A 13586-nucleotide genomic window follows, 5' to 3' on the forward strand; every position below is an offset into this window, starting at 1 on the left:
CCGCTAGCGTCTGAGGAGTGCCCGCACCACTCAACGACCCCGGACAGCTCGCCGAGCTGCTGGGGATCCCGTTCACCCCGGAGCAGACGGCCTGCATCACCGCACCGCCCGCCCCGCAGGTCATCGTCGCCGGTGCGGGCTCGGGCAAGACGACCGTCATGGCCGCCCGCGTCGTCTGGCTGGTGGGCACGGGCCAGGTCGCCCCCGACCGCGTACTCGGCCTGACCTTCACCAACAAGGCGGCCGGTGAGCTGGCCGACCGCGTCCGCAAGGCCCTGCACAGGGCGGGCGTCACCGATCCCGACCCGGCCGTCCCCGGCAGCGCGGAGGCCGGGGAGCCGCAGATCTCCACCTACCACGCCTTCGCCGGGCGGCTGCTGAGCGAGCACGGGCTGCGCCTGGGCATCGAGCCGTCCGTGCGGCTGCTGGCCGACGCCACCCGCTTTCAGCTCGCGGCAGGCGTGCTGCGCGCCGCCGAGGGCCCCTACGAGGCGCTCACCAAGTCCGTCCCCGCTCTCGTCGAGGACGTGCTGGCGCTCGACGCCGAACTGAGCGAACACCTGGTCACCCCCGAGCGGGCCCGCGACCACGACGCGGAACTCCTCGCCTCGCTCGAGGGCGCCCGGCTGACCAACGACAAGCTCCGCAAGGTCCCGCAGGCCACCCGCGCCCGCGAGGAACTGCTGGACCTGGTGGAGACCTACCGCGCCCGCAAGCGGGAACGCGAGCGCATCGACTTCGGTGACCAGATCGCCCTCGCCGCCCGCCTCGCCGGGCTCCCGGACGTCGGGCGGGCACTGCGCGAGCAGTATTCCGTCGTCCTGCTGGACGAGTACCAGGACACCTCCGTCGCGCAGCGCGTCATGCTGGCAGGGCTGTTCGGGCAGGGCACCGGCCACCCCGTCACGGCCGTCGGCGACCCGTGCCAGGCCATCTACGGCTGGCGCGGGGCCTCCGTCGCCAATCTGGACGACTTCCCCCACCACTTCCCGCACGCCGACGGCAGCCCGGCCCGGCGCCAGTCGCTGAGCGAGAACCGCCGCAGCGGCGGCCGCCTGCTCACCCTCGCCAACGGCCTGGCCGCGCCGCTGCGGGAGCGGCACGAAGGGGTGGAGGCGCTGCGCCCCGCCCCCGACGCAGCCGGGGCGGGCCGAGTACGGGCGGCGCTGCTGGACACCCAGGCCCAGGAGATCGACTGGCTGGCCGACTCCCTGGCCCACCTGGTGCGCACCGGCACCCCGCCGGGCGAGATCGCCGTGCTGTGCCGTGGCGCGGGCGACTTCGCGCAGATCCAAAGCGCGCTGGCCGAGCGGGAGCTCCCCGTCGAGGTGGTGGGCCTCTCAGGGCTGCTGCACCTGCCCGAGATCGCCGACCTGGTGGCCGTCTGCGAGGTCCTCCAGGACCCCACCTCCAACGCGGCGCTCGTCCGGCTGCTGACCGGCCCGCGCTGGCGCATAGGCCCCCGCGATCTGGCGCTGCTCGGCCGCCGTGCCGCGCTGCTGGTCGCCCACCAGCGCGGCGGTACCGACGCCGATCCCGACGAGCGGCTCGCCGCCGCTGTGGAGGGCGCCGACCCCGCCGAGGTGCGCTCACTGGCCGACGCCCTCGACACCTTCCTGGAGAGCGAGGGGCACGACGACGAGCTGCCGTTCTCCGCCGAGGCCCGGGTGCGCTTCGCCAGGCTGGCCGCCGAGCTGCGCGAGCTGCGCCGCTCCCTGGCCGACCCGCTCATGGACGTTCTCCACCGGGTGCTGGCCGCCACCGGGCTCGAGGTGGAGTTGGCCGCCTCCCCGCAGGCGGTCGCCGCGCGGCGGCGCGAGACCCTCGGCCAGTTCCTCGACATCGCCGCCGGGTTCGCCTCCCTGGACGGCGAGGCGACCCTGCTGGCCTTTCTGGCCTTCCTGCGCACCGCTGTGCAGTACGAGAAGGGTCTCGACAGTTCCCTGCCGGGCGGCGAGAACACGGTCAAGGTGCTGACCGCGCACAAGTCCAAGGGTCTGGAGTGGGACGTGGTGGCCGTGCCGGGGCTGGTCGCCAAGCAGTTCCCCAGCGAGCAGGCCCGCGAGACCTGGCTCAGCCAGCCCAAGGTGCTGCCGTACGCGCTGCGCGGCGACGCGGCCACCCTGCCGACGGGCCCCGAGTGGAACGCCAAGAGCCTCAAGGAGCACGAGAACGCGCTACGGGCCCACCAGGCCACCGAGGAGCTCCGTCTCGGCTACGTCACCTTCACCCGTCCCCGCAGCCTGCTGCTCGGTTCGGGACACTGGTGGGGGCCGGCACAGAAGCGTCCCCGCGGTCCGTCCGCCTTTTTGGAGGCCCTGCGCGCCCACTGCGAGGCCGACCCCGCACACGGTGAGGTCGAGCACTGGGCGGACCCGCCGGAGGAGGACGCGGTCAACCCCGCGCTGGAGGAGTCAGCGGAGGAGCGTGCCTGGCCTCTGCCGCTGGACCCGACCGCCCTGGCCCGCCGCCGAGCGGCCGCCGACGCGGTCCTGTCCTACCTTCAGGGCGCCCCTGCCGACGGGGCAGCGACGGACGCCCGGAGGGCGAGCGGAACGGAAGCCGAGGCGGAAGAACTCGGCGTCGAAAGGGAGCGCGAAAGGGACTCTGAGGGGGAGCGCGAGAGGGACACCGCAAGGGAGACCGGGCGTGAGCCGGGGGCGGAAGACGTGGCCGGCGGCAGCGGCGCTGACGGCAGCGGCGCCGACGGCAGCGGTGTCCGGGGCCTCACCCCGGAAGAGGCCCGCCTGGCCGCGGCATGGGACCGCGATCTGGAAGCTCTCACAGGCGAGCTGCGCCGCTCACGGGCGGCGGTACGGGACGTGCCGCTGCCGCGCACGCTGAGCGCCACACAGCTGCTGCGTGTGGCCGCCGACCCGGAGGGCTTCGCACGGGAACTCGCCCGCCCCATGCCGCGCCCGCCGCGGCCTGCCGCCGCCCGCCGCGGTACCCGGTTCCACGCCTGGGTGGAGTCCCGCTTCGAGGAGCTGACCCTGCCCATGCTCGGTCCCGACGAGCTGCCGGGCGCGGAGGGTGAGGGCCCGGACGGCGGCGAGCCCCCGTCCATCGCGGACGAGCGGGACCTGGCAGCGCTGAAGGAGGCCTTCGAACGCTCCCCCTACGCCCACCGCACCCCCTACCGCGTCGAGGCACCGTTCCAGCTGATGCTGGCCGGACGCGTCATCCGCGGCCGTATCGACGCCGTTTACCGCGACCGTGCGGCCGACGGCGGTGTGATGTTCGACATCGTCGACTGGAAGACCGGGCGCGGTCAGGACGCCGACCCCCTCCAGCTGGCCGTCTACCGGCTGGCATGGGCCGAGCAGCACGGTGTCCCGCTGTCCTCCGTCAGCGCGGGCTTCTTGTACGTGCGCAGCGGTGACCTCGTCCGCCCCGAGGGGCTGCCCGACCGGGCCGGTCTGGAAAGACTCCTGACCGGGAGCACGAACGGCACGGACAGCACGGGCAGCACGGACGGCGCCGGCAGTACGGGCGGCACGAACGGCACGGGCAGCACGGACGGCGCCGGCAGTACGAGCAGCGAAGGTGGCACGGGCGGCACAGGCGGCACGGGTGGCACGGGCGGCACCGGCGCACAGGGCGAGGCGGGCTCTTCCTGGCAGACAGGCAGGCAGGCGGGTAGCGGCAGCGGCGGCGGCACCGCGGAGCCGGGCGGCGGACACCGTTCGGCCGACGAGTAATCTCCCGACGACCGTTAGGCTCGATGGCATGAGCACCACCCCGGCTCCTCCGGACAACGCCGTCCGGGCCTTCATCGACGACCAGCGTTCCGCCTTCCTCGCCGACCTGTCGGCGTGGCTGCGCATCCCCTCCGTTTCGGCCGATCCGGGGCGTGCGGACGAGGTGCGGCGCAGCGCCGACTGGCTCGCTGCCGCACTGCGCGCCACCGGCTTCCCCGTCGTGGAGGTGTGGGAGACCGACGGGGCGCCCGCCGTCTTCGCCGAGTGGCCCGCCGCCGGCCCGGCCGCACCGACGGTGCTGGTCTACGGCCACCACGACGTGCAGCCCGCCGCCGTCGCCGACGGCTGGCACAGCGAACCGTTCGAACCGCAGGAGCGGCAGGGACGCCTCTACGGGCGCGGCGCCGCCGACGACAAGGGGCAGGTGTTCTTCCACACCCTGGGCGTCCGCGCGCACCTGGCCGCCACGGGACGCACCGCTCCGGCGGTCGGCCTCAAACTGCTGATCGAGGGCGAGGAGGAGTCGGGATCCCCGCACTTCCCCGCTCTGCTGCGCGACCACGCCGCACGCCTGGCCTGCGACGCCGTCGTCGTCTCCGACACCGGCATGTGGGACGAGAACACCCCTACCGTCTGCACCGGAATGCGCGGCCTCACCGACTGCCAGATCGACCTGCGCGGCCCCGACCAGGACATCCACTCGGGCTCCTTCGGCGGCGCCGTCCCCAACCCGGCCACCGAAGCGGCCCGGCTCGCGGCAGCGCTGCACGATGAGGACCGCAGGGTGACACTGCCCGGGTTCTACGACGGCGTCATCCCGCTCACCGACGAGGAGCGCACCCTCTTCGCCGAACTGCCCTTCGACGAGGACGCCTGGGTCCGCACCGCCCACTCCCACGCGACACTGGGCGAAGCCGGCTACAGCACCCTGGAGAGGGTCTGGGCCCGCCCCACCGCCGAGGTCAATGGCATCGGCGGCGGCTACCAGGGCCCCGGCGGCAAGACCATCGTGCCCGCCCACGCACAACTGAAGCTCTCCTTCCGCACGGTCGCGGGACAGGACGAGGAGAAGATCCAGCAGACGCTGCGCCAGTGGGTCGCCGACCGGCTGCCCGCCGGCATCGAGCACGAGATCACCTTCTTCGGCGCCACCCGCCCCTGCCTCACCCCGCTCGACCATCCCGCGCTGCGCTCCCTCACCCGCGCCATGAGCCGCGCCTTCGGGCAGCGGGTCCGCTTCACCAGAGAGGGCGGTTCGGGGCCGGCAGCCGACCTGCAGGACGCCCTCGGAGTCCCGGTGCTCTTCCTCGGCATCTCCGTCCCCTCGGACGGCTGGCACGCGCCCAACGAGAAGGTCGAACTCGACCTCCTGTTCAAGGGCGCGGAGACGGCCGCCTACCTGTGGGACGACCTCGCGGCACACTGGAGCGCGGGCTGAGACCGGGCCGGCCGCCCCTCCCGTGAGCCACCGGGCACCCCGCGCGGGCACGCCCGGGCCGCCTCACCACCACGCACCGACCGCCCCCTGACCCGCCACCGGGCAGGGAGGCCCCGACACCTGGGGGAGTAGGAAACACACAGTGACCACCTCGACCTCGATCGACCGCCCGGACCGCCCCGAAGGCTCCACCGGCGATGCCACCGCACGCCCCGCGGACCACGCCACTGGCTCGGGGCCCGCCGCGCCCGACGCCCAGCGGCCGATCAGCCTCACCGCCACCGGCGGCATCGACCGCGCCTCCCACCACCGCCTGGACGAGGCCTGGCTCGCAGCGGCCTGGAGCCACCCCACCACCCGCGTTTTCGTGGTCTCCGGCGGTCAGGCCCTGATCGAGGACAAGGAGGACGGCACCACGGAACTCGTCACGATGCCCTCCTTCGACGCGCCCTTCACCGAGGCCCACCGCTACTTCCTGGGCACGGACGAGGACGGGGTGCGCTACTTCGCGCTCCAGAAGGACACCCTGCCCGGACGCATGGACGACATCGCGCGGCCCGCCGGCCTCCGCGAGGCGGGCGTGCTGCTCTCCGACCGCGACAGCGAACTGCTGACCCACGCCGTCGGCCTGGAGAACTGGCAGCGCACCCACCGCTTCTGCTCCCGCTGCGGCGAGCGCACCGGCATCGCCGCCGCAGGACACATCCGCCGCTGCTCCGCCTGCGGTGCCGAACACTATCCGCGCACCGACCCGGCCGTGATCATGCTCGTCACCGATGAGCAGGACCGCGCCCTGCTGGGCCGCCAGGTCCACTGGCCGGAAGGCAGGTTCTCCACCCTGGCGGGCTTCGTCGAACCGGGGGAGTCCCTCGAAGCCGCCGTACGCCGGGAGGTCGCCGAGGAGGCGGGCGTGGACGTCGGCCCCGTCGCCTACGTCGGAAGCCAGCCCTGGCCCTTCCCCTCCAGCCTGATGCTCGGCTTCATGGCGCGCGCCACCCGCGCCGACATCCAGGTGGACGGCGACGAGATCGAAGAGGCGCGCTGGTTCTCCCGCGACGACCTGCGGGCCGCCATCGAGTCCGGCGAGGTGCTTCCCCCCTCGGGCATCTCCATCGCGGCCCGCCTGGTCGAACGCTGGTACGGCCAGCCCCTGCCGCAGCCCCGCCACCACAGCTGAAGGCGACGCCCCGCCCCACCCTCCCGGTATCGCGACGGCCCCGCCGGGCGGCCTCGGTCCTGCCGGACCGGCCGCCCTGCGGGGCCGCGAAGATCGGGACTCCAACCGTCCCACCAGGCCGCGAAGAACCGGGACTCGGAACGTCCCGCGGCCGTGAAGAACCGGGACCCGAAACGTCCCGGGGCCGTGAAGAACCGGGACTCAGGCCCCGACCTTCTCCTTCACCTGCGCCAGCGACGGGTTGGTCAGCGTCGAACCGTCAGGGAACAGCACAGTGGGAACGGTCTGGTTGCCGCCGTTCGCCTTTTCCACGAAGGCCGCCGACTCCGGGTCCTGCTCGATGTTGACCTCCGTGTACGCGATCCCCTCGCGCTCCATCTGGCCCTTCAGCCGGCGGCAGTAGCCGCACCAGGTGGTGCTGTACATCGTCACAGTGCCCGCCATTGTCCAGTGCTCCTTCGTCTCGTTCGGTGCCTTGGGTGAACGCGCGACGGTACCCGGCCATTCCCCGGACCCCCGAACCCCATTCGTACGACTAACACCCCCACCCTGTGGACAGCCGCCCCCTCCCCACCCCGGGCCCTGGCAGCATGGCGGGGTGACAGCAGCAACGGACTCCCCGCTCTTCCCGCAGGCACCCGACTCTCCCGACGCGGTGCTCGAGGACCTCGACCCCGAGCAGCGCGAGGTGGCGACCGCCCTGCACGGTCCGGTGTGCGTGCTGGCCGGTGCGGGCACGGGCAAGACCCGCGCCATCACCCACCGCATCGCCTACGGCGTGCGCGCCGGCATCCTGCCCCCCGCGAGCGTCCTGGCCGTCACCTTCACCCAGCGCGCCGCCGGAGAGATGCGCGGACGGCTGCGCACTCTGGGCGCCCACGGCGTGCAGGCCCGCACCTTCCACTCCGCGGCGCTGCGCCAGCTGCAGTTCTTCTGGCCCCGCGCGGTGGGCGGCGAGCTGCCGCAGCTTCTCGAACGGAAGGCCGCCCTCGTCGCCGAGGCCGCCACCCGCTGCCGCCTGCGGCTCGACCGCAACGAGCTGCGGGATGTCACCAGCGAGATCGAGTGGTCCAAGGTCACCCAGACCGTCCCCGAGGACTATCCGGCCGCCGCCGCCAAGGCAGGCCGCCAGGCCCCCCGCGACCCTGCCGAGACCGGCCGCATCTACGCCCTGTACGAACAGCTCAAGCGCGAGCGCTCCGTGATCGACTTCGAGGACGTCCTGCTGCTGACCGTCGCCGTACTCGAAGACCGTGCGGACATCGCCGAAACCGTCCGCGGGCAGTACCAGCACTTCGTGGTCGACGAGTACCAGGACGTCAGCCCCCTCCAGCAGCGCCTCTTGGAGCTGTGGGTCGGCGAGCGGGAGAGTCTGTGTGTCGTCGGTGATGCCAGCCAGACGATCTACTCCTTCACCGGCGCCACCGCCGACCACCTGCTCGACTTCCGCACCCGCCGTCCGAACGCCACCGTGGTCAAGCTCGTCCGCGACTACCGCTCCACCCCCCAGGTGGTGCACCTCGCCAACGGCTTGCTGACCCAGGCCTCAGGGCGGGCGGCCGAACACCGTCTCGAACTCGTCTCCCAGCGCGAGGCGGGCCCAGAACCGGTCCACGCCGAGTACGCCGACGAGCCCGGCGAGGCCGAGGGCACCGCCCGCCGCATCCGCGACCTGATCGCCTCGGGCGTACCGGCCAGCGAGATCGCCGTCCTCTACCGCATCAACGCCCAGTCCGAGGTCTACGAGCAGGCCCTCGCCGACGTCGGGGTCCCCTGCCAGCTGCGCGGCGCCGAACGCTTCTTCGAGCGCCCCGAGGTCCGCGAAGCCTTCGTGGTGCTGCGCGGTGCCGCCCGCGCGGGCGGGAACGACGCACTGCTGGACGACGCGGTCGACCTCCCCTCCCAGGTGCGCGCCGTCCTCGGTACCAAGGGCTGGTCGCCGCAGGCCCCGGCAGGCTCCGGCGCCGTGCGGGACCGCTGGGAGTCGCTGGCGGCCCTGGTGCGCCTGGCGACGGATTTCGCCGCCGCCCGCCCGCAGGCGACGCTCTCCGACCTCGTCACCGAGCTGGACGAACGGGCCAGGGCCCAGCACGCCCCCACGGTCGAGGGCGTCACCCTCGCCTCCCTCCATGCGGCCAAGGGCCTGGAGTGGGACGCGGTCTTCCTCGTCGGCCTCACCGACGGCATGCTCCCCCTCACCTACGCCAAGACCGACGAGCAGATAGAAGAGGAACGCCGCCTGCTCTACGTCGGGATCACCCGCGCCCGCCGCATCCTCACCCTCTCCTGGGCCCTGGCCCGCTCCCCGGGCGGCCGGCCCGGCAGACAGCCGAGCCGCTTTTTGAAGGGGCTCCGCCGCGGCGGAGCGGGAGCGGCCCCACGCCCGGGCACCGCGACCGGCAGCGTGGAGGGCGGCTCCGGCCCGTACCGGGTCCCCGGCGCGCGCTCGCGGGTGCGCCGTGCTCCGGCGCGGTGCCGGGTGTGCGGACGCTCCCTCACCGACCCGGGCGAGGTGAAGCTGATGCGCTGCGAGGACTGCCCCTCGGAGCTCGACGAGGTGCTCTACGAACGCCTGCACCAGTGGCGTGCTGACCAGGCCGCGCTGCTGGGCCAGCCCGACTACTGCGTCTTCACCGACAAGACGTTGCTGGCCATCGCCGAGACCGTCCCCGGCGACGAGGCGGCCCTCGCCCGGATCTCCGGCGTCCGCGCGCGCAAGCTCCAGCAGTACGGCGCCGACGTCCTGGCCCTGTGCGCGGGCGAGGAGCTCCCGACAACGGAGGAGAAGGAGACGTAGGCAGCTGTCACGCAAGGAGGCGGCGGTGGCGGGTGGGCAAGGGGGAGGGGGAGAGGGAGAAGGCCAAGCGAAGCTGAACGGGCCGAGGAGCCCCCGCGCAGTGGGCCTGTTTCTCTGTCACAGAAGCTGTGACAGAAAGCCGCGAAAAATAGTTTGCGCCCGCCGTGCGGAGCCTCATAGCCTTCCGGACATGGAGAGGGCGGGCCTTTTCGTCTCGTCCCTTCCATGCTGTACTCAGTCCTGAACATCTACGGATCGGCCTCGCGGCCGGTCCCCGAGACGCCGAGAGGAGGCGAGACCAGTGGCCACGACGAAGACGCAGATCAAACTGACTGATCACTCGGTCGTTCGCGCCTGCCTGCTCGGCTCCCGCCTCCACGGCACCGGTGTGTCCGGTGTCGCGCTGGGCGGCAATGAGCGACCGACCCAGGCACCCGAGGCAGCAGCACAGGCACGGGCAGCAGTGTCCTTTGCCAGTGGCTTCGTGGCCGACGGTGCCGGCGAGGGACGCCAGAAGACGCAGCGCTACACGATGTGGGCCTTCCGTGGGCTCGATCCCTGGAGAGATCCAGCCTGATCGGCGAGATCAGGTCGGCACCTTCCAGGGCCGCGGAACCCACACCGGGATCCGCGGCCCTTCTGTTTGCCCCGACCGGCCACCAGCCGGACCGACCGACAACAGACACACGACAGACAGGAAGAACCGACAGTGCACACCGAGACGCACCCCAACCCGTTGCGCCCCGCGCCTTCTCTGCCGCCTGATGCCACCACGGAGGACTCCTTGAACGCCCCGCTGTTCACCCTCACCGAGCTCGACGACGCGATCGACCGTCTCGGCGTCGACGTGCCCTGCCGCGCCTACGACCCGGAGGTCTTCTTCGCCGAGTCGCCGGCCGACGTCGAGTACGCGAAGTCCCTCTGCCAGACCTGCCCGCTGCGCGAGGCCTGCCTCGCCGGCGCCAAGGACCGCCGCGAGCCCTGGGGTGTCTGGGGCGGCGAGCTGTTCGTCCAGGGCGTTGTCGTTCCGCGCAAGCGGCCGCGGGGGCGTCCGCGTAAGAACCCGGTGACGGCATGAGCTCCCACCGCCACGGCTCGGCCGCCCGCCGCACGGCGGCTGCCGGAACGATCGACAACCCGTCGGCGCTGGACCCCCGTATGCGCCACCTCACGAAGCAGGATCCGACGATGACATCCACCCGCGAGATCACCGCCCACTCCCACTCCGATGCGACGCTCGTCCGTCAGAACAGGAACCGCGACATGCAACTCATGCCAGAAAGCCTGGCGAGGGTGCACATACACGACAGGCTGAGGGAGGCGGATTCGGAGCGGCGGGCGCTCCGGCTGCGGACCGCCCGCCGCCTCCAGCGCCGGGCCGAACGGGCCACCCTCAAGGCGCGGCGTGCGCTGGCCATGGCCGTCATGCAGTGACCACGCGCCGACCCCTTCATGGGAAGAGCCGGGGCTTTCGCCCCGGCTCTTCGCCGTTTCGGGCACGCCGCACGCGAGAGGGGTGCACCTGTGCGATGAGCTTGCCTGTGCGGTGGGCGCACCCGTGCGAGGGGTGCGTCTGCGCGGTGAGTGCGTGCGCGTGACCGGCGTGGCTGTGCGGCGGCTCGGCCCTACGAGAGGCGGCCTCCGAGCAGCCGGTTCCTGGAGTGGAACCCGTCGCTGGTGTTCACGATGTGGCTCCGGACGGCTCCGCTTCTTCGGGCTCGTCGGGCTTGGTGGTCCCCGTCGCCTTCGCGGTGTCCAGCGCCTTCGCCGCGCCCGTGGAAGCCGCGGTCTCCGCGGTCTCCGCATGCTCGGCGATCTTTGGGGTCTCCGTGGTCTCCGCGTTCTCCGCGTTCTCCGCGTGCTCGGCGGTTTCGGTGGGGCGTGTGGGCAGGGGTGGCTCCTCGGTGGGGGCGAAGCCGGGGACCCAGGTCGCCATGTCGTCGCGCATCCGCACCGTGGCGCCGAGTTGGCACAGGACGCCGATGGTGCTCAGCGTCACCCGGTGGATGAGCAGATAGGAGGGGGGCAGATTGAGTTGCCGGCCCAACTGATGGGCGGGTGAGCGCGGGTCGGCTATCCGGGCCGCCTGCCCCCGCATCCACTCCCTGTCGAAGGTGAACTCGGGGGCGCTGGCGGGCTCGATGATCGGCAGCAAATAGTCCCGTACTGCTTCGGGATCCAGTTCGATCCGCTCTTTGACGAACCCTTCCTCGCGCAGCAGCTCGTAGGCGGTCTCGGCGTCGCCGTCGAGTATCAGCCGCAGCACGGTGCCGATGGTCGGCGGGAGACCTTCGGGCAGCCGGTCCACGGTGCCGAAGTCCATCACTCCGAGCCGCCACTCCTCGGGCGCGGTGCTGCCACCGGTCACCAGCCGGAAGTTGCCCGGATGCGGGTCGGCGTGCAGCAGCCCGGTACGCATGGTCCCGGAGAAGAGGAAGCGGCTCAGCAGTTGTCCGGCACGGTCGCGCTCTTCCCGGCTGCCGCCGGATATCACCTCGGAGAGCGGTGTGCCCGACAGCCACTCGGTCACCAGGACCTGCTCGCCCTGGTGGACGACGTCGGGTATGAGCACGTCCGGATCGTCCGCGAACTCCTGGGCGTAGGCGTGCTGGGCCTCCGCCTCGAGGCCGTAGTCCAGCTCCTCGGTCACCCGCTCGTGCATCTCGGTGATGAGCGGTTTGATGTCCATGCCGGGGATGAGGGGGCCCAGTAGGCGGGCGAAGCGTCCGAGTTGGGCGAGGTCGGAGGCCAGGGCCTCGCCCGCGCCCGGGTACTGCACCTTCACCGCGACGTCGCGCCCGTCGTGCCAGACGGCGCGGTGCACCTGGCCTATGGAGGCGGCTGCCGCGGGTTTGTCGTCGAACTCGGCGAACTGCTCCCGCCACTGTTCTCCCAGCCGCTCCGCCAGGATCGTGTGCACCGTGGCGGCCGGCATGGGCGGGGCGGCTTCTTGGAGGCGGGTCAGCGTGGCGCGGTAGGGGCCGGCCAGCTCGTCGGGGAGCGCGGACTCGAAGACCGAGAGCGCTTGGCCGAACTTCATCGCGCCCCCCTTCAGCTCGCCGAGCACCTTGAACAGTTGCTCGGCGGTGCGCTGTTGCAGCTCTTGGCCGACCAGGTCGGCGGAGAGGCCGCCGAGGCGCTTGCCCAGCCCCCAGGCGGAGCGGCCCGCGAAACCCAACGGCAGGGCGGCCAGTTTGGCCGTACGTGTCACCGCCTTGCGGGGAAGATCAGTCATGCGCCCCTCCAACTCCACTGACAGCTCGATCGAGACGGCACCGAGGACGATGGCTACCTCGCCATTGTCGCGTGCGGGTGGCCGTTCGCGGAGCCCGCGGGTGGGGCGCTCACGGAAGCGGCACCGCATGGACACTCGGGATGCGCGGCGAACTCTTCCGTGGCCGGCAACAGGTGGGGCAGAGCGAAACGCAGGCGATATCCCACCGCGCACGCGCCGTCGCCGTCGAGATAGCTGAGGGCGTAGGAGGCCGTGGCCCCGGCGACCATCGTGGCCAGCGCGGTGTCGCAGGCGGGGACCCCCGTGCGCCGCCTGCTCGCCGTCCGCCACTGGCCCACCAGCATCGGCCAGCTCGGCTCCCGCTCGGCCCTGGCGCGCGTCATGCAGTCCGAGCACGGCGAGGATCCTGGCAGTACCAGCGGCCCGACCACGCCGGTGGCCTCCACCACTCCGCCGTACAGATGCGGGGTCCGTGCGGACAGGAACCGCTCGGCGACCTCCGGGCTCGGGGCGTAGGCGTCCAGCCCGTCGCGGGGCGCGATCACCACCAGGTCGATGCCTCCTCGCGCCGTACTCTTCCAGGCGCGCGACTCGCGCACCGCGCCGCGTGCTGCCACATCGCGACGCGTTCCCACCTGGTCCGCCGGGAGCCCGCCCGGTGCCGTGTCCCACTCCTCGACCACTCCGCCGTCCACGACGTCGACCTGTCCCACTCCGGCCGCCGCCAGTGTGGCCGCCACGGCGGCACCCACGCGGCCCGCTCCCCGTACCTGGACCCGGGCCTCGCGGCGGGCAGCGAGACGGCGGACCGCACCGCCGGGCTCGCGGTGCACCACGGACAGGGAGGCGAGGTCGGGCCGTAACCGGTCGGTGACGCTCGCGGAGGCGGCGCGGTCGGCTGTCGCGTCGTCCAGCACCCCCGCCGAGGCGAGTCGTTCGGTCAGCTTGCCGGGGGTCTGGGGCGCGAGCCCGAGCCTGTGGGCCTCCTGCTGGAGGCGCTCCATGCTGCGGGTGCCGTCCATCAACTCCATGAAGGCGGCTGTGGCGTCGCCCATCGGTCCCAGGAGTACGGCGTGCGCGGGTGCCACGCCGTACTGCACCGTCTCCCTGTCGCGCCAGCCGCGACGCAGTGCGGGTTTGATCATCGGATGCATGCTGACCCCTCGGAGTCGGAACGAATTGGAAAAAAAGAGAGCCGGGTGGGACGAAAGTCAACGGGTTGAACGAGCTGGGGCGAG

10 protein-coding genes are annotated in these 13586 nt (G+C 72.5%); 7 read left to right on the forward strand and 3 right to left on the reverse strand.

Annotated elements, in window-relative coordinates; genetic code table 11:
- Window positions 1-17: 17 nt before the first annotated feature.
- The 3 genes from MMF93_RS21945 to nudC all read left to right on the forward strand — a co-directional run bounded on the left by MMF93_RS21945 (window position 18) and on the right by nudC (window position 6316).
- Window positions 18-3701 carry an ATP-dependent helicase gene (locus MMF93_RS21945; RefSeq protein ID WP_242754145.1) on the forward strand — a complete coding sequence of 1228 codons (3684 nt, stop codon included), beginning with the start codon at window positions 18-20 and terminating at the stop codon, window positions 3699-3701.
- Window positions 3702-3729: 28 nt separating this feature from the next.
- A complete protein-coding gene (locus tag MMF93_RS21950; RefSeq protein WP_242754147.1) occupies window positions 3730-5139 on the forward strand; it encodes a dipeptidase in 1410 nt (469 codons plus the stop codon).
- 265 nt (window positions 5140-5404) lie between these two features.
- Window positions 5405-6316 (forward strand): NAD(+) diphosphatase, encoded by a 912-nt coding sequence (gene nudC, locus MMF93_RS21955; RefSeq protein ID WP_242757700.1) that lies wholly within the window; start codon window positions 5405-5407, stop codon window positions 6314-6316.
- A 201-nt stretch (window positions 6317-6517) separates the two neighbouring features.
- Here the strand turns inward: nudC and MMF93_RS21960 are convergent, their stop codons facing one another.
- Entirely contained in the window at window positions 6518-6760 is a 243-nt protein-coding gene (locus MMF93_RS21960) for a mycoredoxin (protein WP_114014418.1), read from the reverse strand.
- Window positions 6761-6914: 154 nt separating this feature from the next.
- Here MMF93_RS21960 and MMF93_RS21965 point away from each other — a divergent pair, with 154 nt between their 5' ends.
- From MMF93_RS21965 to MMF93_RS21980, 4 genes are all read left to right on the forward strand, one after another.
- A complete protein-coding gene (locus tag MMF93_RS21965; RefSeq protein ID WP_242754148.1) occupies window positions 6915-9113 on the forward strand; it encodes an ATP-dependent DNA helicase UvrD2 in 2199 nt (732 codons plus the stop codon).
- Window positions 9114-9414: 301 nt separating this feature from the next.
- On the forward strand, window positions 9415-9690 hold the full coding sequence (locus tag MMF93_RS21970; RefSeq protein WP_242754149.1) for a hypothetical protein: 276 nt from the start codon (window positions 9415-9417) through the stop codon (window positions 9688-9690).
- A gap of 132 nt (window positions 9691-9822) precedes the next feature.
- Complete coding sequence (locus tag MMF93_RS21975; protein ID WP_274709491.1) at window positions 9823-10191, forward strand: WhiB family transcriptional regulator; 369 nt, start codon at window positions 9823-9825, stop codon at window positions 10189-10191.
- On the forward strand, window positions 10188-10547 hold the full coding sequence (locus MMF93_RS21980) for a hypothetical protein (protein WP_242754150.1): 360 nt from the start codon (window positions 10188-10190) through the stop codon (window positions 10545-10547). Before MMF93_RS21975 ends, MMF93_RS21980 begins: the two co-directional genes overlap by 4 nt.
- A 247-nt stretch (window positions 10548-10794) precedes the next feature.
- On the opposite strand, the gene MMF93_RS21985 is transcribed toward MMF93_RS21980, so the two are convergent.
- Together MMF93_RS21985 and MMF93_RS21990 are read right to left on the reverse strand one after the other, a co-directional pair.
- Entirely contained in the window at window positions 10795-12348 is a 1554-nt protein-coding gene (locus MMF93_RS21985; protein WP_242754151.1) for an ABC1 kinase family protein, read from the reverse strand.
- A gap of 53 nt (window positions 12349-12401) precedes the next feature.
- Complete coding sequence (locus MMF93_RS21990) at window positions 12402-13493, reverse strand: ThiF family adenylyltransferase (protein WP_423835491.1); 1092 nt, start codon at window positions 13491-13493, stop codon at window positions 12402-12404.
- Between the last annotated feature and the right edge of the window lie 93 nt (window positions 13494-13586).

It is taken from the genome of Streptomyces tubbatahanensis (assembly GCF_022699385.1).
Lineage (GTDB): Bacteria > Actinomycetota > Actinomycetes > Streptomycetales > Streptomycetaceae > Streptomyces > Streptomyces diacarni.

Excerpts from the sequence above, each read along its gene's own strand:
- MMF93_RS21950 (WP_242754147.1), top strand. The coding sequence starts at position 3,730 with ATGAGCACCACCCCGGCTCCTCCGGACAACGCCGTCCGGGCCTTCATC.
- MMF93_RS21960 (WP_114014418.1), bottom strand. The coding sequence starts at position 6,760 with ATGGCGGGCACTGTGACGATGTACAGCACCACCTGGTGCGGCTACTGC.
- MMF93_RS21980 (WP_242754150.1), top strand. The coding sequence starts at position 10,188 with ATGAGCTCCCACCGCCACGGCTCGGCCGCCCGCCGCACGGCGGCTGCC.
- MMF93_RS21985 (WP_242754151.1), bottom strand. The coding sequence starts at position 12,348 with ATGACTGATCTTCCCCGCAAGGCGGTGACACGTACGGCCAAACTGGCC.
- MMF93_RS21990 (WP_423835491.1), bottom strand. The coding sequence starts at position 13,493 with ATGATCAAACCCGCACTGCGTCGCGGCTGGCGCGACAGGGAGACGGTG.